The 24,579-nt window shown below is 40.1% G+C and carries 19 protein-coding genes; 9 read left to right on the forward strand and 10 right to left on the reverse strand.

Annotated elements, in window-relative coordinates:
• The first annotated feature begins 85 nt into the window (after positions 1–85).
• Complete coding sequence (locus KV40_RS36040) at positions 86–223, forward strand: hypothetical protein (protein ID WP_156113944.1); 138 nt, start codon at positions 86–88, stop codon at positions 221–223.
• Between the two features lie 404 nt (positions 224–627).
• Here KV40_RS36040 and KV40_RS04800 read toward each other — a convergent pair whose 3' ends face one another.
• The 4 genes from KV40_RS04800 to KV40_RS04815 all read right to left on the reverse strand — a co-directional run bounded on the left by KV40_RS04800 (position 628) and on the right by KV40_RS04815 (position 4,414).
• Positions 628–954 (reverse strand): type II toxin-antitoxin system RelE/ParE family toxin, encoded by a 327-nt coding sequence (locus tag KV40_RS04800; protein ID WP_036478421.1) that lies wholly within the window; start codon positions 952–954, stop codon positions 628–630.
• Positions 951–1,205, reverse strand: a complete 255-nt coding sequence (locus KV40_RS04805) for a type II toxin-antitoxin system ParD family antitoxin (protein WP_036478423.1) — start codon at positions 1,203–1,205, stop codon at positions 951–953. Before KV40_RS04805 ends, KV40_RS04800 begins: the two co-directional genes overlap by 4 nt.
• A 51-nt stretch (positions 1,206–1,256) precedes the next feature.
• Entirely contained in the window at positions 1,257–3,872 is a 2,616-nt protein-coding gene (locus KV40_RS04810) for a DUF3987 domain-containing protein (RefSeq protein WP_081942760.1), read from the reverse strand.
• 248 nt (positions 3,873–4,120) lie between these two features.
• Entirely contained in the window at positions 4,121–4,414 is a 294-nt protein-coding gene (locus tag KV40_RS04815; protein ID WP_052055360.1) for a hypothetical protein, read from the reverse strand.
• Positions 4,415–4,771: 357 nt separating this feature from the next.
• On the opposite strand from KV40_RS04815, the gene KV40_RS04820 reads away from it, so the two are divergent.
• On the forward strand, positions 4,772–6,298 hold the full coding sequence (locus KV40_RS04820) for a pentapeptide repeat-containing protein (RefSeq protein WP_036478425.1): 1,527 nt from the start codon (positions 4,772–4,774) through the stop codon (positions 6,296–6,298).
• 14 nt (positions 6,299–6,312) lie between these two features.
• On the opposite strand, the gene KV40_RS04825 is transcribed toward KV40_RS04820, so the two are convergent.
• Positions 6,313–7,866 carry a type IV secretion system DNA-binding domain-containing protein gene (locus tag KV40_RS04825; protein WP_052055361.1) on the reverse strand — a complete coding sequence of 518 codons (1,554 nt, stop codon included), beginning with the start codon at positions 7,864–7,866 and terminating at the stop codon, positions 6,313–6,315.
• On the reverse strand, positions 7,863–10,784 hold the full coding sequence (gene mobF, locus KV40_RS04830) for a MobF family relaxase (protein ID WP_081942761.1): 2,922 nt from the start codon (positions 10,782–10,784) through the stop codon (positions 7,863–7,865). The genes KV40_RS04825 and mobF overlap by 4 nt, the downstream gene beginning before the upstream one ends.
• Positions 10,785–11,127: 343 nt before the next feature.
• Between mobF and KV40_RS04835 the strand changes: the two genes are divergently transcribed.
• From KV40_RS04835 to KV40_RS04845, 3 genes are read left to right on the forward strand one after another with little or no spacing between them, the layout of a single operon-like run.
• A complete protein-coding gene (locus tag KV40_RS04835) occupies positions 11,128–11,508 on the forward strand; it encodes a hypothetical protein (RefSeq protein ID WP_036478426.1) in 381 nt (126 codons plus the stop codon).
• A 9-nt stretch (positions 11,509–11,517) separates the two neighbouring features.
• Positions 11,518–12,276, forward strand: a complete 759-nt coding sequence (locus KV40_RS04840; protein WP_036478427.1) for a hypothetical protein — start codon at positions 11,518–11,520, stop codon at positions 12,274–12,276.
• A 5-nt stretch (positions 12,277–12,281) separates the two neighbouring features.
• Positions 12,282–12,860 carry a hypothetical protein gene (locus tag KV40_RS04845; RefSeq protein ID WP_036478428.1) on the forward strand — a complete coding sequence of 193 codons (579 nt, stop codon included), beginning with the start codon at positions 12,282–12,284 and terminating at the stop codon, positions 12,858–12,860.
• A gap of 200 nt (positions 12,861–13,060) precedes the next feature.
• Here KV40_RS04845 and KV40_RS04850 read toward each other — a convergent pair whose 3' ends face one another.
• The 4 genes from KV40_RS04850 to KV40_RS04865 all read right to left on the reverse strand — a co-directional run bounded on the left by KV40_RS04850 (position 13,061) and on the right by KV40_RS04865 (position 16,367).
• On the reverse strand, positions 13,061–14,209 hold the full coding sequence (locus KV40_RS04850; protein WP_036478429.1) for a TIGR03364 family FAD-dependent oxidoreductase: 1,149 nt from the start codon (positions 14,207–14,209) through the stop codon (positions 13,061–13,063).
• Positions 14,210–14,251: 42 nt separating this feature from the next.
• Complete coding sequence (locus KV40_RS04855) at positions 14,252–14,989, reverse strand: HAD family hydrolase (protein ID WP_036478430.1); 738 nt, start codon at positions 14,987–14,989, stop codon at positions 14,252–14,254.
• Positions 14,990–15,255: 266 nt separating this feature from the next.
• Positions 15,256–16,104, reverse strand: a complete 849-nt coding sequence (locus KV40_RS04860; protein WP_072013741.1) for an IS630 family transposase — start codon at positions 16,102–16,104, stop codon at positions 15,256–15,258.
• Positions 16,089–16,367: a helix-turn-helix domain-containing protein gene (locus KV40_RS04865; protein ID WP_036476788.1), complete on the reverse strand. Its 279-nt coding sequence runs from the start codon at positions 16,365–16,367 to the stop codon at positions 16,089–16,091. The genes KV40_RS04860 and KV40_RS04865 overlap by 16 nt, the downstream gene beginning before the upstream one ends.
• 510 nt (positions 16,368–16,877) lie before the next feature.
• Between KV40_RS04865 and KV40_RS31855 the strand changes: the two genes are divergently transcribed.
• The 4 genes from KV40_RS31855 (at position 16,878) to KV40_RS04885 (ending at position 24,461) form a co-directional block, all read left to right on the forward strand.
• Positions 16,878–20,672: a DUF6454 family protein gene (locus tag KV40_RS31855; RefSeq protein WP_052055363.1), complete on the forward strand. Its 3,795-nt coding sequence runs from the start codon at positions 16,878–16,880 to the stop codon at positions 20,670–20,672.
• Between the two features lie 101 nt (positions 20,673–20,773).
• On the forward strand, positions 20,774–21,730 hold the full coding sequence (locus KV40_RS31860) for a glycerophosphodiester phosphodiesterase family protein (RefSeq protein WP_172657233.1): 957 nt from the start codon (positions 20,774–20,776) through the stop codon (positions 21,728–21,730).
• A gap of 382 nt (positions 21,731–22,112) precedes the next feature.
• Positions 22,113–22,265, forward strand: coding sequence for a hypothetical protein (locus tag KV40_RS34645; RefSeq protein ID WP_156113945.1), 153 nt, complete (start codon positions 22,113–22,115; stop codon positions 22,263–22,265).
• Positions 22,266–22,361: 96 nt separating this feature from the next.
• Positions 22,362–24,461, forward strand: coding sequence for an alkaline phosphatase D family protein (locus tag KV40_RS04885; protein WP_052055365.1), 2,100 nt, complete (start codon positions 22,362–22,364; stop codon positions 24,459–24,461).
• The last annotated feature ends 118 nt before the right edge of the window (positions 24,462–24,579 follow it).

The following is a 24,579-nucleotide window of genomic DNA, read 5'->3' on the forward strand; positions in this document are numbered from 1 at the left end:
AAAAGTAATTATTGGATGCAGGGTTAACTTAGTACGAACGAGAAGGCGATCGCATAATAGCAGAACACAAAATAGGTAAATCATTTTGAGCCGAATTCGTTTCTATTTAGATCGGGATGCGATCGAGAGTGCCTTAGTTAAAGCGTTACAAAATGCCGACCTCGATCTTAAAACTTTAGCTGATATAAATATGCTAAGTAGCGCAGATCGAGAGATCTACTAAAAAATGTGGAACATTTATAAACTCGTTCCACAAAAAAGTCCACTATTGTATTGCAGGCAATAAAAGACTTTTAGTCATTTTGTGGACTTGTGGACACTGTGGACTCACTTTGTATAGATTAATATTTTTGGTCGATCGAAACATAATATTAAGTCCACTTAGTCCAATGTTCCACAAAGAGGTGAAAAGCCTTACCCCGTAAGAGTTTTAATTGTGGACTACAGGTTCCACTTTTGCGTCCACATTCCGAGCCTTAAATTTTAAAGTGCGATCGCAAGCTACCCTGACAACTAAAAACTTAATAACTTAATAAAGGAAGATTGTCCAATCGCCTCAGACATTAACGAGGCGCGTTCGCCATCAAAGAAAAACTCAATCGATTAACCCTAACGGCTAAAACTCCACTAGCTGTCAGTTTCATCTTCGAGGAGGCTACGAAGATCTCTTCCCGCGTAAATTATTCGCACTATTTCTAAAAAATCCTCTGAGTATCGATAGAAAACTATGTATTTTTCAAACCCTTTGATTTTCCATCTACGCAAGCCCTTTAATTCTGGTTTTGACATCTCATAAGCTCTACCTAATCCAGGAGTTCGAGCCAGTTGAGAAAAAGTTTGTCGCGCTGCATCGAAAAAGCGTAAAGCTGCATCTGAATTATTTTGAGCAATATACTCAAACAATTCATCTATGTCGCGACTAGCTCTAGGAGTAATTACAATCCGTCGCGTCATTTTTGCTCATTCTGACGCAGCTTCAACCGAGCGCGTTTTGCTTCCCACCACTCATCAGTCATCTCAACTGACTCACCGCTCTCTAAGCCTTCCAGTAAAAGAGTTTCAATTCGTTCTCGTTCTGCTTGCTGCTGTGCTTGCCGAATGAGATAGTGAATATACTCGCTGGCTGTACTATAGTTGCCACCAGCAATTTGCTCGTCAATAAATAATTGTAAATCTTCAGGAAGAGAAATATTCACAGTAGTCATTCCGCTCAAAAAAATAGACGGCAAATTATAAGCTATCGATCGATTACAACTCTATTCTATATGGTTAGAGCTAGCCTTAAATTCTAAAGCGCGATCGCTACCTCTGGTTATGCCCTTAGCCATAGTCTGTAACTCCTCAAACCAAGAACGAACCGTTCTTGGTTGGGGACGAGACTTGCTGTTATATGTTTGCTGCACATCACGCACCTTTATCCAACCTTTTTTACTAGACAGACGAATTACTTTTGTTAGATGAGTAGCTAAAGCTTCAGCCTGAGAAAATTCCAGGTAAAGAGCTTTCACCTGTTGGATGTAAAATTCAGTCAGTTTTACCGCTTCGACAATACGCTCCTTGGGTATAATCGCCCCAGGTTGTCTACCAGCAGTCAGTTCGTGAATAACGTGCAAATTAATTGCTAGCTTGCCAATTCTTCTTTCGGATTTACCCCAAACGGCTCGCATTCCCAAAGCGGGATCTTTAACTCGACGTTGTTCTAATCTATTGTAAACCTGGCAAAAATAGGCAAATCCCGACTCTTCAAATCGATAGGTTATAGGTGGTAAAGCATCAACTTGACGATACAGCTTGCTTAAAAGGGGCGTAATATTAAACCTGCCACTATCTGTTTGCATGGTTGATGCTGCTAGAGGTTGCTGTACAAAGATAAACCTCGACCACTTGCCGTTATCATCAGAGCAGTCTTTGAGAAACGAACGCAAAATATTAGGTTGAATACCACCGAGTATACCCAACAACGAACCCTGTAGATCGGCTCTCAGTCCGTCGGCTCTCAACACCGTACCGCCAATTCCGTCATAATAACTGAGTAAATCTTCTTCATCCGAGCCTCTTCCATTTCGATACTGATTTAGGGATTTAAGAATGCCCGCTAATTCGTCCTGAACCCGTAAAATCCCCTGCTGGGGATGTGCTTGTATTTGGTTGATTGTACCTTCGCCATTGACATCGGATATGAAGTAAAGTTTTTGACGGGGTTCTTTTGGTTTTCCTTCAGGAAAAGCATCGCGACGCTCGTTTCCTTTCAAGCTTTCGTAACGTTCTACATCAAGTCGATATTGTAGCGTCGCCGCCTGAAACTCTTCTCTAGCTCTAGCCTGAAGCTCGCCTAATGGTTTGTAGATTAAGGCTTTAAATATAGGACTTTTCTTTTGACTGGAATCGGCTACTAATGCCGTATACAAATTAGGTGTAACCTCAAAATCCCAATCTCGATTGAAAACGATGGTAGTTCCTACTTTATGAAGAGTAGATACGACAGTAAGAAGAATAGTCAAATAAACTTCGGGTTTGAGGTTGAGCCATTCTGCTAATTGGCATAGAGGCTGGGCTAAAGGTTCGGGTAACAAAGAACGTACATTGACAGATGCTGCTGAAGCTTGAAGCAGACAGTCAATTTTACCAGCATTATCATTGCGACTTTCTTGCCGTTCGAGATCCTGAGCTACTATTAGTGCTAACTGCTCGATTTCACGCAGCGGAAGGTTTTGAGAACGTGACAGTTCAATAAACGCTTCTTTTTGGCTAAATTCCTCCCAACTATTAGTCAAAATCTTGATAATCTGCGCTTTTAAAGATAGCTCATCAGCAGACGGATCGCTTTTGTTTACTTCGGTCTTATCTCGAATCTGTTGAGAACTTGGCAATCGCAGTTGTTGAGTTTGCTGTCTCTGGTTCCAGGCTTTAATGCAGTTGTCGATCGCCTCTGTAGATAGACTAGGGTTAGTTGCTCTTTGATGCGCCGATCTCCAAATAGATTCCATTTCTCCCGCTTCGAGGGGAGGTGTGCAATTGCGACAGAGTTGCTCGAATAATTGTCGGGGATCACCTTCATAGGGTTGTCCTATACTATCTAAGTATTCCGATGTGGCAATAATATTAACCAGACGAGCATAAGCTTGTAAGTTGCGTTCTCCCTGATATACACCATGTTCGATTACTTCGCGATCTCTTTTAGTCAGACACAGAAATAGTGGTATAGTGCTTACTATTGGCGGGCGAAATTGAGACTTTGAACGCTTGGGTATTATACCTCTTAGCTCCTTATAGGAATACGATTTACCCGTGTTGAGAATTATTTGACTTTGAATTGGTTCTCGCCCTGGCTTGATATGATAGGCTCCCGCCAGACGCATGACTCGACTGGGATTTTTGATGCTGCGATCGCCGTCTACATATTCAATTAAGTCTGCTTGCAGTTCCCGCCACTGTTCTACCGAACAGGGAGTAGTAAGTCTATACTTAGTATGAATAGATTTACCACCCGTATCGATTTGCAAAGTTGGTTCTGGTAATCTTAACTGTTGCCAAAGTTTGCGTTGAGCCTGTTTATCGAGGTCGTCATGCTCGAAGAAAACCGCTCGTCCCTTTTCCACATCTCGATCCCGATGACCGCCACCATTGACGACAAAATAGCAGCCGCGACCTTCGATTTGTAGCCGTTCAATTTTCTGCCAAGGGAGATTAGGAAATATGCCTTCTAATTTCCGTCCTTTATCCTTATTTTTCAGTGGATGCCCTTCTGGATAAAAGAAACGCAAGAAAACTTTTTCACCTTCTCGATAGCCCAAGGCAGTGAGTTGAGCGCACGCCTGAGTTCGGTCAATTCTGGGGAAGAAAGACCGCTCCGAAGAGGAATTATTATTCATTAAAGTGCCTATATTTAAGAGATGTCGGCAACTCTCTTCTTTTTTTATTCAAATAAGTCAAGTAGTTTAAATGCGATGTATTAGATGCTGTTCGGATACCCTCAAAAAATTATGAAATGCTGAGGAGTATTTTTTTTCTTAACCTATGACAGTAGAAGAGAGTTGCCAAGCTTTTTTTGCAGAAAGTTGGTTGCAAATCTAGATTTGAGAATCTGCAACCAAGACTTGTCTAAGCCAGAGTCTGAAAATCACCTAGCTCTGCGACCACGTTTCTTATTTTGATTGGAAAGCAGCGAGGTTTGATACACCTCTATTGCCCGTTGATGAGCTTGAGGATCGCAAATATTAACAAGCCAATCTTGCAAAAGTTGTTCATGATATCGAATCGTTCTAGAGTTTAGGTATTGAAAATGAATTCCTAAAATCCAGTATTTTTTACGATAAACATTAAGGGTATAAGTAGAAATACTCAGTAAGTTCGCAGCAGCATGTTTGTCGAGCCAATTACCTTGTGATAAAGATTTCTGTGCAATTAAAGTCATGGTTGTAACTCCTATTCTGTATCGCCGAGGTACAAACGAAACAGACTCTTTGGAGCTAGCTAATTAACTAGGCTAATATTCAGATAAAATGAAGATAGCGCAGCTAAAAAAGCTGACAACAAAGAGTCGAGAGCAGAAGGGAGCGTGTACTTTGGCGGTGCCCCCCAGTTTGCCTCGGCTTTTTTAATTTAATATCGATAAATTCGATTCTTACCTAAAAATACCACATGATTATTTTAAATAACAACAAACTTTTTTATTGCAAATTCATGTTGTTACACATATATTTTTTGTAATATTATTCGTATGTAAAAATTTTTGATAAGATAATATAGCTATAGTTTACAAAGCTAGATTGTGATAGGCATTAGTACGTCAACAGAATTTTCACCAGATAAACTTCTGGCAGAATTGATTAAAAAAATTAGAAGTGCAAATGAACTAACGCAGGAATCTTTCGGGCAGCTTTTTGAACCCTCGGTTACTCAATCTACCGTAGCTCGTTGGGAAAAAGGAGAACAGAGACCCGATAGAATACATTTTCCTAAAATTGCTGCCTTGATCGATTTTTCATTTGAAGAGTTGCTAGAATTGCTTGAAAATCCTCTATTCGACTTAGATGGCGTACCCGTAGAAAAAAAAATACTTACTCCTAACAAAAAACATCTTCAAATTTTGAAACGAGGAGTAAAAGTCTGGAATCAATGGAGAGATAAAAATAAACACGTAACTCCAGAATTAGCTGGTGCTGACTTGACTCACTATACTTTAGATGAAGTCAATCTAGATCGAGCGGATTTGAGAGGAGCAAAATTGTCTCATTTTTCTGCTTGTAATTCTTCTTTCAAATATGCTAACTTTTGCGGAGCTAATTTAAATCAAGCTTATTTCAATAGTGCAAATTTAAACGGAGCTAATTTTACTGGAGCTTCTCTACGATTCACATATTTTACTGAAGCAAAGCTTACAGGGATAAAATTTCAACAAACTACATTAAGTGCATTAGATTTTACTTCTGCTAACTTAAGTAAAGCTAACTTCGATCGAGCTAAGATAATTAGAACAGACTTTCGAGAAGCTAATTGCAATCGAGCTTCATTTGATAATACAGATATATCTGATTCTTTAGTTTATGGAGCTTCTTTTTGGGAAACTAACTTTAATGAAACAAAAGCAAAAGATATATATATTGCTCCTAATGGAAGAGAAAGGCTTCCTATAAAAGAGATAGCATCTGCACAAATAGTTTTCTTACATCGTTATCAACCTTCAATTACTCAAAAATTTCTTAATGATTTTCAGTTAGAGAAAGAAGCTATCAAATTAGCTAGCATTATTGTTGATAAATATGGAGATTATAGTCATACTTATGGGTTTCGTGAATACTGCAATATTAATGAAACCGACCAGATACCTCCATATCATGAAATTCGTAGATATGAAGATCGTTTTTTTATTAAAGTTATCCCTGATTTTCGAGATCGCCAACTTGTATGGTCTGGGGAGGCAAGTCAAAAAATAATCTTAGAAATCATAGGAGGTATTACTGAAAGCAATCTCAGCTCCAATGATATAGATAACTTAAAGCAATTAGCCAAAATAGAAGCAGAAAGGCAAAAACAAAGAGTAGACATATTAGCTCCACTTGCTGTTGAGGTTTTAAATATTAATAAAAATAACAAATTTGTCAATCAAGATTATATTGTAGAAAAAATAAACAAAGAAATTATTCTTAGAACTACTTTTGAAGCTGATATAGAATTGATGCGCGTCTATTTTTATAATAAGCAATGGAATATAGTTAATTCTAGTTTGAGTGTATCTAATATCAGATATTTTCAAAAACTTCTAGATAATATGAAAAGTCAGCCGATTGATGAATAGTAAATTCAAAATTTTCAAAGATATTTTTTCCACTGTTGCTGAATACTTGCTTTCTTCTTGACTTGAGTATTAAAAGCAATAAAACGTTGGGAAAGAGCAGGAAAACGCTTCACTTTAACCCTAACCATCGCCGCAGGCAAACTAGCCAGCTTAAAATACCCCCTTAAATCGGGTAAATCCTGCAACTCGGAAGGCAAAACCGCATAACTCTCCCGTAGCTGCTCGTTCTGACTCGATGTTCTACCCATACCACCTCTGTTATGACTGCGACTGCGGTTATTAGTCGTATACATCGACTCCTGCTTGCCGATAATCGCCGCCATCGTCTCTGCCGTCTGCGGGTCGGCACAGTTTAGCATCAGCTTAGTTTTGGTTCCCTGTAAGATAATCCTGGTATTCTCTTTGCCATAGGTTCTGGTAATTTGAGCCTCAGTTTGAGTACCCAGTATCGGACAGCCCTTATATTTGCGACTTTCACTGAGCAGACGATGCAAACTCGGTAATTTATTCAAAGCACCCAACTCGTCGATGACTATGGCAGTTTTTCTTATCCGTTGTTCGTTAGAGAGCAAACCCCTAAGCATCAATTCAAATACCAGACTATATAGTGGTTTTAACAGTTCGGCTTCATCTTCTCTCAAAGTAATAAAAATCCAACGTCTATTATCGCTAGCACCCCAGTCAGAAAAACTTAGTGCTTTATTCTGAGGTTGTAATAGAGAACGATAGAACTCAGAGTAGTTAGCTACGGTAGATAAGACCGAGGTGGCTACTTTTTTCTCTTCCAAATATCTAGCCGCTAGAGTCCCCGATACAAACGAACTTAAAGTCGCTAAATTGCTCTGAAGCAGAGTCCATAACTCCTGATTGCTCTGAGTCTGACGGAACAACTCTGCCATAATCGCTCTACCAGCAGTAGCAAAAAAAGGTTCTTTAGACGATTCGAGGGGAATTAATCCTGCCGCCATCGTTTCTGGTCTGACCGATTCGTAATGATGAGTCCAGTGACAGCTACGGGCATCAAAGGGATTGAAGATGATATCTCTGTCGGAGTCATAGAACTTTTCTAACATTTCGCCGCCTCGGTCGAAGACGATGCCGCGAAAGTCGCTTCTCTGTTTGAGAACGGCAACCATTTGAGAGATAGCTTGAGTCTTACCACTGCCAGGAGAACCGACGATGAAGAATCCTCGATTTTCGTATTCTACAGGAATAGGCATCTCTGCCAGCTTTAGCTGGGGTTGTTGTTTGGGTTTGGGTTGTCTGTTCAGTATTCTTTTTAGCTGGCGACGGGGTACTACTTTGGCTCCTCTCAGAACATTATTGTTACCGTTAGAACTATTAAGCAGTAGCCAGAGAAAGAAGATTATCCCCAATACGCCCAGGATTAGTTTGAGTAGTCCAAATTTGTCTATTAGGTAGGGCAGAATTAGTTGGGGATGCTCGATAAGCATTAAAGCAACTTCTTGATTTTGTACTCCCCAGAGAATTAAGAGAAGTACGGCTAAATAGATAAATGTTCCTATTGTTCCCAGAGAATTAGGAGTTTGGTTTTTGCGCTGTGTCATCTGCTTAGTGATAAACTTTGAGTTTGGCTGCGATTGAATTGGAGATACTGTTGCATCTCACTGGTTCTGGCTTTAACCTGATGCTCTAGTTGACTGGCTGAAAAAGTGTTTTTTACAGTGGAATTATTGCGGTCGAATTTTATTGCGCTTTCTCTTTGGGTAATAGTTAGATAATCTTTACTGCGTCTAACTTCAGTGCCGTCAGCAGCCTGATAAACTTTTTCTCGTCCGTCTTGCGGATTTAATTTACCTCGATGTTCCACTAAATATTTAGCAGCAATTAACAGCTCGAACTCTTTACTTCGAGATGAAGTTAGGGATTGTTTTTTGGTAAGGTTTTGGTTGTCAATTAAAGACAGAGCGTTTTCCTGCGCTCTCGACTGCTGTACCGTCACTCCTAAAGCCTGAGAATTAGCGGTATAAACTGTAAATTCTTGTTTGGCTCTCGATGCTGCTACATAAAAACTTTCTTTGCCTACCGTTAGTGAGTTACCTCTACCCGCAGCATAGATACAGTAGTTGGCTGTTTTGCCCTGACTGCTATGAACCGTATCGGCATAACGGTAATCGGAATATAAAAGGGAGTCTGGGTTAACAGTTTGATTTTTGCCTTTAGTCTGGATGATTATTTGTCCATTTTCTTTAACATCTATGACTTTAAATCTCTGTCCATTTATTTGTTTTTGCTGGTTCTGATACTGGTTGCGCGTAAACTTCATTTCTTCGCCAGAACGTAGCTGGCGGCTTTGAGATTGAAAGACTTCTCGGTTTTGGTAGCGATTGAGTTCTAAAACCTGAGTAGTTCCGTAGCTATCTCTCAAAGTTAGCTTGCCTTCTTTGCTATCGATATCATCGACTCGGTAGTATAATTCCGAGCTAAACCTAACCGAGTTCTGACGAAATTTAACTACATCACCGATGTCATAGCTACTAGCTTGGGTGAGGTTAAATTTATTTAAATCTTTGGCTTTGAGGATGGAAATATTTATCCTTTCTCCACCGAGTTTGCCCTGCTCGATTAAGCCCTGTCTTACCCGTTCGGTAATGGCTGCTTTCTCTCGATTTGTTCCAGCTAAAATCAGAGTCTGTCTCTGTTTATCTTCGTCTCGCGATAAATAGTCTTTAACCACTGCTTCTAATCTGAGACTATCTACGGGTATCTGTTTAATGCTGCCTTGCTGCTGTAGCTGTTGGTATCCTCTTTCGGTATTTCCTGCGGCGAGTAAATCTACTACTGCTTTTAGCTCAAGGTTTTGTTGACGGATATTTTTATCGATGCGAACGGTGGGTAATTTGGCTTTTTCCTGTAGTAATTTAAAAGGCGCACCTGCTCGAACAGCGGCGAGTTGTTTGGTATCGCCAATTAGAATTAGTCGAGAGTTAGTTTGCTTACTTCTTTCTAGTAGTGCTGCCATCTGGCTACTACTAATCATTCCTGCTTCATCGACGACGATTAATTCATTTTGTTTGAGAGATTTATTAGGAATATTTAGATAGGCATCTAGGGTTTGACAAGGGATATTACTACCTTGCTGTAGTTCGTTAGCTGCTGTCGCACTAGGAGCCAAACCTCTCAAAGAAATTTTGTTGTTTATCGTCTGCTGTAGTGCTTTAACCGTGTAAGTTTTACCTACCCCCGCATCTCCCTGACAGAGCATTACACCATCTCTACTGGTAACGAAATTAGTTAGGGCTGTAGTTTGAGCTTCGTTTAGTCCTAATTTTTTGACTCGCTTCTGTGCGGTTTCTCTATCTGCTAGAGAAGGATGTTTATTTATACTACTTTGAGCCAAACTAATAATCTGCTGTTCTCTTTTAATCGCTGCTGTGGTTGTCAAGCGTCCGTCGTTGGTTTCGATCGAGCTTTTATTTTGGTCAATCTCTCGTTCTAAATCTTCAAGCCTGTAGTGTCCCTGAGACTGTATGAGTAATTCTCTCAGTAGCAAATGTCGGGGAAAAGCTACCTGGCGATCGCTTACAATCTCAATCGCTTCTTTTACTAATTCAGTCTGTTTATCTAAGTTACTGAGATCCGAAGTTTTCTCTAGTTGATAATCATTTGGTTTTGGATGATCGATACCTATTGACTCGGCTTTCTGTTGCCATAACTGTTTTAAAGTTTCGCGTTCTTCAGTCGCTTTATGCACCTTATTCTTACGGGTAGTCGTACAGGCTCTAGCTTTAGCTGCGGCACTAGCATCTTTACCCACTGCGGTTTCTATTTCTCTTCTGCGGCTGCTAAATGCCTGAAGTTGTTCTGGAGTATAACCCCAGATATCGAAGGTGCCGTCTTGCTTCCATGTCAGTTCGTATCCCAACTGCTTGAGTTCTCTAGCTAGTTGGTGATGGTAGACCATCCCGATGGTCATCTTTTGCTGGTATAGCTGACGATTATCCATCGAACGCCATTTACCGTCTTTTCCTTGTGTCTGATTGAAGACTACACAGTGGCTATGAAGTTGTGGTTCTTGATTGCGATTATCGTCGTGATTGAAAACGGCAATGAGAGTGTTATCGGTTTGCTGTAGATTGGCTCCGCCTTTACCCGTTCTGGTATAGATACAGTTTTGTTCGATATATTGCACCGTAGCCTGTACTGCATTCTGGTGAGCTTTAACTACAGATTCTTCTCCTCGTACCAAACCTAACAGCGAAACTGACTTGGATGCTGACAGGGTTAGATCTCTACCTGGGTTATGTTTTTTACCTTTCTGTCTCTGACGTAGGGGGTTTCCTTGTAAATCCAATCCTTGGTAGGCACAGTTATAGGCTTCAGTCGATACTCGACCCGATAAACCGAGCCGTTCTGCACCGCGTCCGTACCACTGGCTATTTTCTAAGCCTCGTTCTTGAGTGTAGTAATTATCCTGGGCATAGTCTTTGACTCGCACATACAGTCTACCAATCGAGCAAACCATAGTAGTTCTTGCAATGAGTTATTGATAGCTTGGTTTTGAATAGTTATGTTTTATCTTGACACAAAAAAACATTTATAGTCGAATTTATACTTTGCCAAAATATGTACATTTATGAATATTCAAACTCAACCAAAAACCTCAGATTTATTATTTATTTGTTAAAGCCTGTTATTTTATTTACAAGCAGCTAAGGGTGCATTAGGTGTGGTAATTATCCGAGTATACTTCTGAAGTGCTAGAAACAGATCTGCTTAGTATAAAGTACATCTTTTTTACTAAATTAAATAATCATCGCCATAAATATTTGGCAAAATAAAAAGATAATAGGTTCTAAAAATAGCAGATGAAACAGTCTCAACTGAGTCCTTTGGAAAAGACAATCGCAAAAAAGATCGACAGGACGAAGGATAAAGCAAACCAACCAGGATATTTAAGAAAGTTAGTTACCAAACTGCACCTAAGAATTGAAGCGGCACTAGCTAGAGGTTGTGAATATGATGACCTGGCTAAAGCAATAAGCGAAACGGGAGTCAAGATTAGTACCGCGACTCTCAAGCAATATCACACTGAGTATCGTCGTGAGTTAGAAGCTGAAGCGAAAGATATATCTCAAAGTGTTAGTTCGGTTTTACCGCCAGAAGAATCTCCAGAAGAAACTCAAAAGGTCGATACTAAATCTGATAGAAAACAATCGGCGATTGATAAATTATTTACTCAGAAATAATCTCGCACTATGAAAGCTAGTACAAAACCAATCGATACCAAAACCAAACTTATTCCCACTCGTCCTGGTATTCAGATAGCCAACTGTAAAAAAGGCGGAGTCGGTAAGACTTTACTGTCTAAACTTAAGGCGGCTTATTGTTTGGAGTCGGGCTTAGATTTCTATGCTGTCGATGCAGACAGACAGGAGAGTTTTTTAAAAGCCTATCCCGAATTTGCCCTGCCGACTCGCTTTAGTGAGTTAGATAAAAATCTCAAAATACCAGACCGTATTTTGGATTTGGCTTTAGAGAAATTGGTATTGGTAGATTTGCCAGGAAATGTAGAAGAGGCGTTTAACCACTGGCTTACGGCGAGCGATATTCTAGAAGCTGCCACAGATTTAGAAGTAGAATTGCAAAACTGGTATGTCTTAGATGATTCGACTGAATGCTATGAGGGTTTGCTAAGAACTTTAGAGTTTGTGGGCAATAATGCCCGACATATTCTGGTAAGTAATTTGGGAAGATGCGAAGAGTGGGAAAGCTTCGAGCGGTTTGTTACTCCTGAGTTAGTAAACGAATATCGGTTGCAGGTAATCGACTTGCCTAAATTGAGATTCGATACGGCGACGACGGTGTATAAAAACGCCCTCAGTTTTACCGCAGCGCGAAGGTATTCGGAATTTAGTACGGCTCAGTTGGCTGGCTTACGAGGATATCTAAGACGGGTATATACAGTTTTAGAAGCTGCTGGTTTTAGTGTTGAAAATCTGAGGAGCGAGCGGTGAGTTATGTGAAGAATCGAACTCTATCTAAAAAACAAAATGAGTTAAGAGCTTTGATAGACGAGAGGTTAAAAAATGAGGAGCCAGAAATTCGGCAACGGGTATATCAGTGGTTAAGTAATAATCAGTATTTTACAGATAATGAGTTGTTTGATTTTTATTTCTGTGTGGCTCAGAATTTGGCGGCTGTAGAAGTATTAGGTGGTTCGGGTGAAAAGATATTAGCAGCGAAGCAAGATTTAGAAAGAGCAAGTCAGGAATATACAGAAAAAGCGATCGCGATTTCAACTCAGGTAACTCGACAACTGGAGGAGCAGATACATAAAATAAGGGGAAAACAAAATAATTTAGAGCAAATGTTTGATGCGGTGCTTGAAGCAATGGCTAAAGAACACGCAGACTTAAAGGCTATTTCTACAGGTTTAGTCAACGCTACTGCTACCTCTCTTGCCAGACAAAGACAACTGTTGGCAGAAACTGAAGCAGCTAGAAAGTCAGCTTTCTACTCGGTTATTATTTCCTGGATAATTCCAGTAATAACTTTGTTAGGATGGTCGCTCTTACTTTTGTTAAGTGACTCATTTTAGCAATCTATTAGTTTGACTCCGAATCTCTATAAATAAAGGTAAAAAACTAAAAAGTTCGAGCGTTGCTTTGGTAGTAGCTTAGAGTTGATTCGCAAACAAAATATTAAGCTGTTAATCTTTTTGTCATGAGGCGGATTAATAAATCCTATATTATCTTCTCAGTCAAGCTTTCAAGAAAAAAGCGGTTTTTACTCTATCGATTAGTTATTCACCAATGCTATTTCTTCTGCCAAACCAAACGATAGAGTCATACCCGCGCCACTGAGAGCATTGACAATGGTAACGCCTGCTTGGGGATGAGCGATAAATTCAGTTGCTCCTGGTAGTTTGGCATACACACCATTCCAAGTTTCAGCAATTTTTAAAGTAGGAACGCGAACAAATGTATTTAAATAATCGAGAATATAGTTATTAATCTCTGCTTTATCAAAAGGTTCGGGATTGGCACTATATTCATGAGAGTCGCCAATAATTAACTCTCCAGCAGCATTTTGGGACACCATGACATGAATATGCCACTTGGGAAAATGGGGTGTTTCTGTAGCAATTCTTTTGGTTAGAGTGGGTAAAGAAGGACAATCGGCAAAAGCACTATAGTGAGTTAGAGTCAAACCACCACAGAGAGGAGAAACGATCCGAAAGTTATTTGGTTGGGGAACGGTTCGCAGCATCTGTAATTTAACTTTGGTAATGTTGCTCTTTTGATAAACTTCGGGATATAAAGTTTCAAAATCCGAGCCGCTACAGACAAATATATGCTCGTTTGCCGTCCAGTTTTTTCCTGCTGCGGTAAAGTTAGGGTATTCGATTTTTGTTACTACCGTATTAAAGTGAAACTCTACCCCATATTCTTTGGCTAAAAACCCTGGTAATTTTTTAATTGCCTCTCTAGGATCGACAACCATTTCAGTAGCACTCCATAATCCAGCTTGTAAACCATCGAGATTAACTGCTGGGCTTTTTTTGGCAATTTCATTAGGTGTTAATAAAGCGATCGCTCTATTATCAGCTTCACTAGCTACAAATTCTTCTAAAACTGCTAGCTCGTCTTCTCGATAGGCTAAATGCAAAGAACCACAGCGATCTAAATGAAAGCCAGCTTTGGGTGCCACTTCCGACCAAATTTCTCTAGATTTTAAGGCGCGATCGCGCAACTTACCCTTGGGTTGTCCGATGGGCCAAATCATACCAAAGTTACGAATTGACGCGCCAACAGCATAGGGATTACGCTCGAATACGTCTACTTTATAACCTCGTTTGGCAAAAGCCAGGGCGTGTGCCAAACCGACAATTCCAGCACCGACAATAGCAATATCGGTTTGATTTACCGTGCGATCGAGAGTGTTCATTTAAATTTTTTGATAACTGCAATAGTGATAAATATTTTTTGACTAGAGCGATCGCAAACTATCAATTTTTGCTTGTAATTCGCCAATAGAATCGACTAAACTATTGTTGGAATAATTTTCTAGTTGTTCTCTAGTATGAGTTCCGTTAGTTACGCCAATAGACCAAAAGCAACTAGCATTGATTCCTGCTTGAATATCTGAAGGTGTGTCACCTACTACCACGACTTTTTGAGGATCTTTTATCCCTAGTTTGTACATGGCTTTTTGAATCATGTATGGTGCGGGACGACCTTCATTGTTGTAAATTTCTGAAGGTGTAACCGAAGCTTGAATAATAGACTCTGACGAACCAACATAGTTGCTATCTAAACCTCGATCCCAACCGAGTCGCTGCAAAATGATATCGGTAACTTGGCGATAAAAGCCAGTATTGAGGGCAATTTTAATATTTTGAGATTTGAGCCAGGTAAACAGTTCCAAACATCCTTCGGTAGTCTTCACTGGTTGAGTGCGGTAATAATCTTCTAAAACTTGTTTAAATTTATTGTAGGAAGTCTCTACTTTACTTTGGTAGTCTGGATGCTCTTTACCTATTTGTTCTGCCCATAGAGTTTGAAATACTAGCTTCTTCGCCCATCCCATCATCGGGTTGAGACGCTCGCGATCTGCGGTCAAACCACTGCTTTGCGTTGCTTGCAGAAAACACCTTAAAATTTCATTGTCATCTTTAACAGTGGTTCCCGCCATATCAAATATGACTAACTGAATTGGATTGGGCATATCTGTTTATCTCTCGAGCTATGTATTAAGTGAGTTAGATTGGGCTATCCAGAAGTTTTAGATAGCCAGAGTAAGTAAGAATTGGGCAACAAAGTAACGCGCTCGGCAAATGCCAAGCTTAAAATCACGACTGCGATCGCAACAGAAAATATTGTTTTTTGTCTTGTAAATTAGATTTATTCTTATAGTTTTAAATTTAAATCTGTTACTTTATTCCAATTAAAAGAGCGAGCAAAAATTTCTATTATTTGTCACTTAAACCGCATCTACTTTGAAAACCGTAGTTTTTCTTCTTCTGGATCGAGGTGTTTTTTAACCCACAAGCGATCGCTTAAAAACAGTGGAGTAGTATTAATTAGATGCTGAAAATCAGCAACAGCAGAAATTAACTCTTGTTGTTGGTCATAACAAACATGATAAGTTATGTCTTCTCTGAGCCATTGCCAAAGATGTTCGACAGGCATAAAATCTGGGCTATAGCCAGGTAATTGTAGAAGATGGATGTCCATTGCTGATGCTGCCTCGGTGACCACTTTAGCACGATGATATGGTGCGCCATCCCAAACCACAGTTATTTGTTGCTGGGGAAATTCGACTCGCAACTTTTTGAGAACATCAATGGTATTAATTTTCTCTGCTTTCTCATAAGGAAAAATTCTGGTTTGCGCCTGATTATAGAGGTAAACACCATAAAAAGAGACTTTCTTTCTTCCAGGAGAACTAGAGCTGACCCAAAACCTTTCTCCCCGAATTGACCAACCGTAACCTTCATCGGTATCTAAATGTATATGGGCTTCATCAATATAGATAATTAATCGCTTTTGATGAAGTGCATCCTCTAATAATTCAGTAATTTGTTCGACAAATTCAGCTCTTTTGGCGGTATTGCCTTTATTAAGCAACTTCTTCGCTTTCTTCCAGGAAAAACCCATCTGCTTAAGAGTTTTTCTGACTGTCTCTCGACAACAATTTATCTTCCACTTCTGTTTCAGCCAGTGGACGAATCTTTTTAACGTCCAACGTGGAAACCCTTGAGATTTCCTCCCTCTTTCTTGTGGTGCTAATGCTGACCTTAAAAGAGCTTTCTGGATTTGATTCCCTAAATCTTTTCGCACCGTTTCGGAAAAAAAGGGTTTCTTCCTCCCGTTCTTTGATACTCGACGGCTTTGAGACCTTCTTGATTATAACGATGCACCCATTCCATTACTGTTTGGGGATTTCTTCGGGTTTGTTCCCCTACCTTTGTAGCACTTTTCCCTTCACTAATTTCATACAATGCCATCAGTCTCTCTCTTGTTCGAGGATGTTTGGCAGCCAATGCCTCTGTTCTTAATAACTCTTTGCTTTGATTCCAACGAGCGTAATCTACTTTTAACATCAAATCGATCTTATTTTTCTTCTCTTAATCAGCCTATTTGATTTTGAGCCAAAACTCCAGTTTTCAAACTGGACGGGGTTTAGTTGGTAATTTACTTATACCATCAAAAGGATTTAGAACGACCGCAAATTTAATTAACCTAAAATTAATTTTATTTTTAATTTTTCTTAATTTGTGCATGTACGCAATTTAGCGGAAAACTTGAGATATACCAGAACAATAAATAAAAAACTTTACTTTTAATTAAGATATATGTTCAATCTAGTTGTAGCTATTTGATGTATTCAAATAGCTAATAAAAATTAGATTATAGTTTTTTAAAAATGACAATTACTACTTATACAAACATTAACCACTTCTTAGTTTTTTGTTGGCTATAAATTATCTAAGATGCTGTTGTGCTAATACAGATATTTATTTTAGTAAGTATTTAATACTAAATAATTGCTACTAAAAAATCTATCTCAAAACTAATAACTTGTTAACCGAATAATTTCAGGAGACGTGGTGATGAGTGAAAAGAAAGCCATTGTTATCGGTATTGATGGAGCGCAGTTAGAAAAGTTAGAGGAAACTCTTACACCCAATTTAGATAGTTTAAACATCATCGAATCTTTTACTGGTGGTGTAGAAGGTACGGAAACCGAAGAGCAAACCTATAGTGGTCCTGGTTGGGGAACTCTGCTTACAGGTGTCTGGGCAAATAAACACGGTATTGTCGAGAATGACGATACTTTAAGAGCCAATCCCGAATATCCAAGTATTTTTGAATACGTTAATAATGACGACCCAAACAGTTATTTGGCATCGGTAGTTAACTGGGGTCCTATTAATGACTACTTTGAAGAAGATATCGATTCCATTGTCGATTTTGAACTAACCGCACCAGAACCCAGCGATGATAATCTAGCTCAAGACAATTTTATTGCACCAACGGTAGCCGATCTTATTTTAGATAAAGCACCAGATTATACTTTCGTACATCTCGATAATGTCGATGTTGTCGGTCACGATTTGGGTTTTTCTCCTGAATATTTAGAATCGATTACCCAAGCCGATGGTCATATAGGTACGATTCTCGATGCGGTAGAAGCTAGAGAAGCACAACATCCTAATGAAGATTGGTTGGTTCTGGTTACTACCGACCACGGACGCGAACCTACAGAAGGCTTCGACCACGGCGAACAAAGCGATTCTGAGAGAACTACGTTCATTGCCTCCAATCGAGAACTAGACAATTCACCAGTTGCACCTGCAACCGATGTGGTACCAACCGTTCTCGATCATTTAAATATTGAAGAAGGCAAACTCGACGGCGAATCTCTGCTAAGAGATTCCGAAGATAAATTTGTCGATAATCTTACCTCCCTGAATAAAAACAGCGAGTGGGAGTTACAAAGCGACGAGGAAGTAGACTTTTTTACCTATCATCCCCAGGGAATGACTAAAACCGATGAGGAAACTTTGTTTCTTTCTTCAGTAGAAATTATTACTCCCACTGAAAGATTTGACGAACCACGTAATGGACTCGATCGCACTGCGGGAGAAGGAGAAGGTCATCTCTTCAAGCTGGATACTGAAGGCAACTTAATCGACTCAATTACTTTGGGTGAGGGTGATATTTATCATCCAGGGGGAATAGACTACGATGGAGAGAATGTTTGGGTACCCGTCGCCGAGTATCGTCCCGACAGCGAATCGACTATTTATCGCGTCGATCCAGAGACGATGGAAGCAACAGAGGTCTTTACTTTTCCCGACCACATCGGCGGCATATTCCGTAACCCCGACACTAATACTCTGCATGGGGTCAGTTGGGGTTCTCGTCGTCTGTATACCTGGCATCTCGATGACGACCTCAACGTTATCGATGCCGACGCAGAACCAGAAACTTTACGTTCCGACAATAGCTCTTACTATATCGACTATCAGGACGCTCAGTATGTAGGAGACAACTTGGGTTTATTTTCTGGCATTCAAACCTATCAAGATTCGGAGACAGAAGAACCTTTAGAATTGGGTGGATTGGAATTAGTCGATCTTACTAGCAATAAACCAGTCTTTCAGCTTCCCATTACTCTATGGACGGAAAACGCAGAAGGTTATGAGTTGGCAATGACTCACAACCCTTTCTATGTGGAAACTACCGAGACGGGACTAAAAGCTTATTTCCTCCCCGAAGACGATACCTCTCGCCTGTTTGTCTATGAAGTAGATTCAGAGGATCTTCCCACTCCTAGAGAGGAGGCTTTACCCAATACCCACGCTCATAACGATTACGAACACGAATATCCGCTATATGATGCTCTAAGCTATGGTTTTGTCAGCGTGGAAGCTGATATTTGGCTTTATCCAGACGATAATGAAAATTTACGAGTAGCACACGACCCCGTAGAAGACCCAACTACTTTACCAACTTTAGAAGAACTGTATTTAGAACCCCTGCAAGAATTCAAAGAAGAATACGATAACGGTGGCGTTTATGCCGACGGTACACCGCTAACTCTACTAATCGATATCAAAAGTGAGGGACTACCTACCTATCAGAGACTGGATGAAGTTTTAGCCGAGTACAATGAAAAGTCCCCTGGGTTATTTACTACCTACACTCAAAATGATTCGGGTGACTACACCATAACTCCTGGTGCGGTAACTCCGATTATTTCAGGCGATCGCCCGCTGGAATTTATGCAAAATCAAGAGGTGCGTTACGCTGGCTATGACGGACGTAAAGACGACATCGGTACTGGTGTCGATTCTGAGTTTATGCCCTTAATTAGCGACAATTGGGACAATTTCTTTACCGACGAATTGGCTTGGGACAGTACGGGCAATATTCCCGAAGCTACTGAAGCCGAACTCAACGAAGTTGTCTCTGAGGTACAGGGAGAAGACAAAATCTTCCGCTTTTGGAATTTACCCATAGATGCGCCTAGCGTCTGGGAACCGCTTTACGAAGTAGGTGTAGATTTAATCAATACCGATGACTTAGAAGGACTGTCTGAGTTTATCGAATCGCAACTAGAACCCGTAAACCAAATTATTGAAATTTGGGAAGATGCCACCATCGATTACACTTCAGTAGTGGCACATCGCGGCGGTTATTATGAAGACGGCGTAACCACTTTACCAGAAAACTCTCTAGCTACTATCGAACAGGCGATCGCTCTAGGAGTAGAGATGGTCGAGCTTGATGTCTGGAAAACTCAAGACAATCGCTATGTCATTATCCACGATGAAACGGTAGACCGCACAACTACAGGTTCTGGTCGAGTTGAAGATCTTACCTTAGAAGAACTAAAAGAACTCAATCTAATTATCGAAGACTTTGGCGAAGTCACTTCAGAAAAAATACCAACTCTTGAAGAAGCTTTAAGGGCAGTTGAAGACAAAATCATGCTGAACATTGACATCAAACTGCCTGTAGAAGAATTGGTCAATGTAATGAATATGGCCCGCGAACTAGGTGTTGACGAACAAATTGTCATCAAAAATCCCGTCAATAACGAGGAACAGCTAGCAGCAGTAAAAGACACCCTGGCTCAGTTGCCTTTCGATGTCCGCTTTATGCCGATTATCGATGATGAATTAGTAAGCGATCCTGAATTTGTCGAACGGGTCTTTAACGAATTTCAACCTGATGCGGCAGAAATGCTTGTGCGTCCTCAAGAAGGAGAAGAACCAGTTACCGCTCCTGGTTTTCTGTTTTCCGAAGAAGTTAAAGACATAGCTGAAGAATATGATGTTCGTCTTTGGATTAATACACTGTTTGCCAATACCGACATTGATGATAACGGCTTTATTAATGGTTTTCGTAATGACGCTCTGGCTTTAACCGAACCTGATGCAGTTTATGGTTATTGGGCTGATGCTGGGGCATCGATCCAGCAAACCGATGAATCAGAACTAGCCATTGATTATTTAGAAAGCAATGGACTTCGCGAACCTCTTGATGAAGATGGCGATAATACTTTTACTTTGGGTACGGGCGATCGCATAGCAGGTGCTGAAGGTGCGGATGAATTTTACGTTTCTGCTGGCGGTAACAATACGATTACTGGCGGTACAGGTGCAGACCAATTCTGGATTGCTAACGACGAAATTCCTAAAGCAGCCAACGTAATTACTGACTTCACTAGCGGTGAAGACGTTATCGGTATTGCAGGTTTGGACATCGGCTTTGACGAATTGAGCATTTCTCAGAGTGGTGCAGATGCTTTGATTAAAATCGATCGCCAAGACGTGGCAATTCTTTCTGACGTAGAAGCCGATAACTTGACTGCCGATAACTTTGTCTTTGTTTAAATTTGTTTGGGCGATTAAGATTGGAAAAATTAAGCTTTTCTTGCTTGGTTTTTAGCGATCGCCTTTTATACAAAAATAGTTTTTTACCTAATCTAGCTTTCGTGAAAAAATCGATACTAATAATAGCTAGCATCTTTTTAATAGTTGCCTTTCTGCCAAGTGTTCTCGCTCACCCTATAAGTTCGGCGAGCGATTTTATTAGTTTTGAAGATGGCACTTACTCTATTGAAATTCCCGATGGACAAATTGATAAATTTTTTCACTGGAACGCCAACTATCCCAAACTAATTTCGGCTCATCGCGGTGGCTTTACTACTGGCTTTCCCGAAAATGCGATCGCCACTTTTGAGAATACTTTAACTACTGCACCCGCCTTACTGGAAGTTGACGTGCGACGTACTGCCGACGGAAGCTGGATTTTAATGCACGATGAGGATCTAAGTCGTACCACAAACGGTAAAGGAATAGTCAAACAGACTAATTTAGCGACAATTAAAACTTTTCTACTTAAGGATAACCAAGGCAATCTTACTCCCTATCACGTACCAAATTTAGAAGAAACTTTACTATGGGCGAATGGACGCACTATTCTCGAACTCGATCTAAAATCTGACGACTATACAGATGAAGTTGTTGAGATAATTAGTCAACTCGATGCCGGAGACAGAGTACGCTTTATTACCGACAATATCGAACAGGCTACCAAAATATACAATCTCAATCCTGAAATACATCTCGGTATATCTATCTCCGCCGATAACCTAAATGCTGTATTAGCAGAAGTTGCCGCAGCACCTTTTACTTTGAGAAAAATAAGCGTATTTACGGGGACGCAACCACAGTCAGCAGATTTCTATCAAAAGTTACACGCTCGCGGTCTTGTTACAATTCAAGGTGTATTTGGCGAACAAAATCTTTTTGAAAATACTTCTATCGATGAGCTTAATGAGAAACAGCGCAAAACTCTTTTTGACTCTGTATTCGATCGCGGTGGTGATGTAATTGCCTCAGATTATTATCAGCAAATTGCAGATATTATTGTATCAGATAATAGATAAGTTGAAAATTATGTCGATCGCTAAAAATATTTCAAATGCTAATTTTAAAAAAAAGATATTGACAAATTAACCTATGATACTCTTTATTTTTCTTAATTACTATGGCTTTATTCGAGAAATCAAAATTTAACCAAAATAGTATCGACTCTTAATAATTGCATAATCATGAGTTAAAAATTGCCGATAAAGCTGATAGAAAAAGCCAATTTTTTGGGGTAAAAAACTATATGGTACGTGTAGAGCGTTCAATTGACAATCTCAGCATTGTCAAAAATTCAGAACCACAGGCGATCGATTTTAACTTTACAAGCAAAAAATTCCCGAGGCGATCGCGACGGTGATGGTTTAGTAGAAGTCGATCTTTATTAGCGGTAAAAATGTTTTGAACATTGCAGGTTTGGGGATTGGCTTTGAAGAGCTAAGCATTTTTCAAACTGGTAACGATACTCTAGTAGCTATCAATGAACAAGAGTTGGCAGTTCTTTCCGAGCTTGCAGCAGACAGCTTAAACACCGCCAACTTTGTCTTTATTTAATTGCGATCGCACTTCATCAAATCTAAAAGGGTGAATGGTTATTCGCCCCTACGTTAACAACATTTTTAACCCTACAACTAACTAAGGAAATTTCTCATGTTAATTAATGGAATTGCTAGCGGCGACACCACACAAAACACTTCTATTCTTTGGGCGCGGAGTGACGAACTCGGTGACGTTACCTTTGAATATTCTACCAACCCTAACTTTAGCCAGATTGAAGGAACCGCTATCGCTACCGTTAGCGATGTTAATGTTCCCGTCAAAGTTGCAGTTGAAGATTTAGAACCCAATACTCAATACTACTACCGAGTAAAAGATAGTTCGGGCGATCGCGCCTTCGGAGAACTTACTACTTCTGCTGCTGAAGGAGCAACATCTGGAGTGAATTTTGGCATCATTAACTGCAATTACCAAGGTGCCGTTCCCTATGTGGTAATGGAAAACATTCCCGACCGCCATCTCGATTATTTAATCAACTTAGGAGACACAATTTATCAAGATGGTTCCGTCGCTACCGAACCATCATTACCTACGGTTGCGACTGAAATACCCGACATGAGAGCCAAGTATAGCGAAACCTTAATAGAGCATTTCGACGTAAATTACTATGCAGATGCTAGAGCCTCTACCTCTCTATTCTCAATGATTGACGATCATGAAGTAATAGATAATTTTTATGGTGGTGCGCCTGCTGACTTAGACTCGCGTTTTCCCGAAACCGAGGGTTTAATTAATGAAACCGAATTTTACAACAATGCTCTGCAAACTTTCTCCGAATACGCGCCTTTAGAAGAAAGAGTTTATCAAGAAACAGAAGATCCACTTATAGAAGGTAGACCCAATCTCTATCGTTCTCAAAGCTATGGTAGCGATGCCACTTTGATTATGCCCGACACTCGTTCCTTCCGCGACCAATTTCTAGATCCCGAATCTCTCACCTTCTTTGAAGATAGCCTGACTTTAGACCGTACCATGCTTGGCAAAACTCAGCTAGAAGAACTTAAAAAAGATCTGCTGGCAGCAGAAGAAAGTGGTACTACTTGGAAATTTGTCGCTACTTCTGTAGAAATGCAGCAGTGGGGTAGGTTATATGCCGAGGATCGTTGGGAAGGATATGCCAACGAACGTAACGAGATTCTTCAATTTATCGATGAGAACGACATTGACAATGTGGTTTTTGTCTCTGGGGATTGGCATGGCTATAACGTTAACAATCTTACCTATCAAACCGAACCAGAAGGCGAACAGATTGCTACCAACGCTTTTGAAGTAGTGGTAGGTCCTGGCGGTAGTAATCCATACGGTCTTGGCTGGACTGGTACTGCCGATTTGACCGAACAAGAGCAAGAACTGTTCGATTCTTTACCCATCGCGCCAGATACCGATAGCATTCTCGATGACAAAGATGATTTTACCAAACAAAAGGTTATCGATGCGGGAATGGAACCAGGCTACGATCCGATGGGGTTAAATAACAATCTTCCCCAAGCTGAAGGTTTAATCGATGCCGAACTGATTGAGGGAGATTATGTGGGGAATTTTCACCAAAGCTGGAGTGAGTTTGATATCGACGAAGAAACCCAACAGCTTACGGTTACTACCTACGGTATCTTGCCTTACACTGTAGAAGAGATCGAAGAAGATCCGAGTATCTTAGAGCGAGAACCCGAAATCATCAGTCAGTTTGTCGTCAATCCTCAAGTCGATCCTCCTACAAGTATTTTTGGTACTTTGGGTGCCGATACTTTAGAAGTAGAAGGCAATAACAATTTAGTTTTTGCTGGTGAAGGTGACGATTTAATAGATGTTTCTTTGGCTGAAAGCAACAATCGCATTTATGGTGATGGTGGAGATAATACTTTTATTTTAGGTATTGGTAGTCGTCTGGTAGGTGCTGAAGGCGCAGATAAATTCTACACTACTTCTGGCGGTAACAATACTATTACTGGCGGTAAAGGTGCAGACCAATTCTGGATTGCCAATGCAGAGTTTCCTCAAGCAGCGAACATTATTACCGACTTTATAAGCGGTGAAGACGTTATTGGTATTGCTGGTTTGGGTATTGGCTATGACGATCTAAGCATTAGCCAAAATGATGATGACGCTTTAATTGCCACACAAAATCGAGATTTAGCAATACTTTCAAATGTTAAAGCTGCTAATCTTAGTGCTGAAAATTTTGTTTTTGTTTAAACTTGTTCGATTTAACTTTGGCTAGAGCGATGTATTCTGTATTCTCTAGCCATTTTTATAAGCAATTTACACGGCTAAATTATGGCGAGTCACTGCTCTCTGAATTAACCGAGTCGGT

Source organism: Myxosarcina sp. GI1 (genome assembly GCF_000756305.1).
Taxonomy (GTDB): Bacteria; Cyanobacteriota; Cyanobacteriia; order Cyanobacteriales; family Xenococcaceae; genus Myxosarcina.

Coding starts and splice junctions, on each gene's coding strand:
- KV40_RS04800 (WP_036478421.1), bottom strand. CDS start 954: ATGACGCGACGGATTGTAATTACTCCTAGAGCTAGTCGCGACATAGAT.
- KV40_RS04805 (WP_036478423.1), bottom strand. CDS start 1,205: ATGACTACTGTGAATATTTCTCTTCCTGAAGATTTACAATTATTTATT.
- KV40_RS04810 (WP_081942760.1), bottom strand. CDS start 3,872: ATGAATAATAATTCCTCTTCGGAGCGGTCTTTCTTCCCCAGAATTGAC.
- KV40_RS04815 (WP_052055360.1), bottom strand. CDS start 4,414: ATGACTTTAATTGCACAGAAATCTTTATCACAAGGTAATTGGCTCGAC.
- KV40_RS04825 (WP_052055361.1), bottom strand. CDS start 7,866: ATGACACAGCGCAAAAACCAAACTCCTAATTCTCTGGGAACAATAGGA.
- mobF (WP_081942761.1), bottom strand. CDS start 10,784: ATGGTTTGCTCGATTGGTAGACTGTATGTGCGAGTCAAAGACTATGCC.
- KV40_RS04835 (WP_036478426.1), top strand. CDS start 11,128: ATGAAACAGTCTCAACTGAGTCCTTTGGAAAAGACAATCGCAAAAAAG.
- KV40_RS04840 (WP_036478427.1), top strand. CDS start 11,518: ATGAAAGCTAGTACAAAACCAATCGATACCAAAACCAAACTTATTCCC.
- KV40_RS04850 (WP_036478429.1), bottom strand. CDS start 14,209: ATGAACACTCTCGATCGCACGGTAAATCAAACCGATATTGCTATTGTC.
- KV40_RS04855 (WP_036478430.1), bottom strand. CDS start 14,989: ATGCCCAATCCAATTCAGTTAGTCATATTTGATATGGCGGGAACCACT.
- KV40_RS04865 (WP_036476788.1), bottom strand. CDS start 16,367: ATGTTAAAAGTAGATTACGCTCGTTGGAATCAAAGCAAAGAGTTATTA.
- KV40_RS31855 (WP_052055363.1), top strand. CDS start 16,878: ATGAGTGAAAAGAAAGCCATTGTTATCGGTATTGATGGAGCGCAGTTA.
- KV40_RS04885 (WP_052055365.1), top strand. CDS start 22,362: ATGTTAATTAATGGAATTGCTAGCGGCGACACCACACAAAACACTTCT.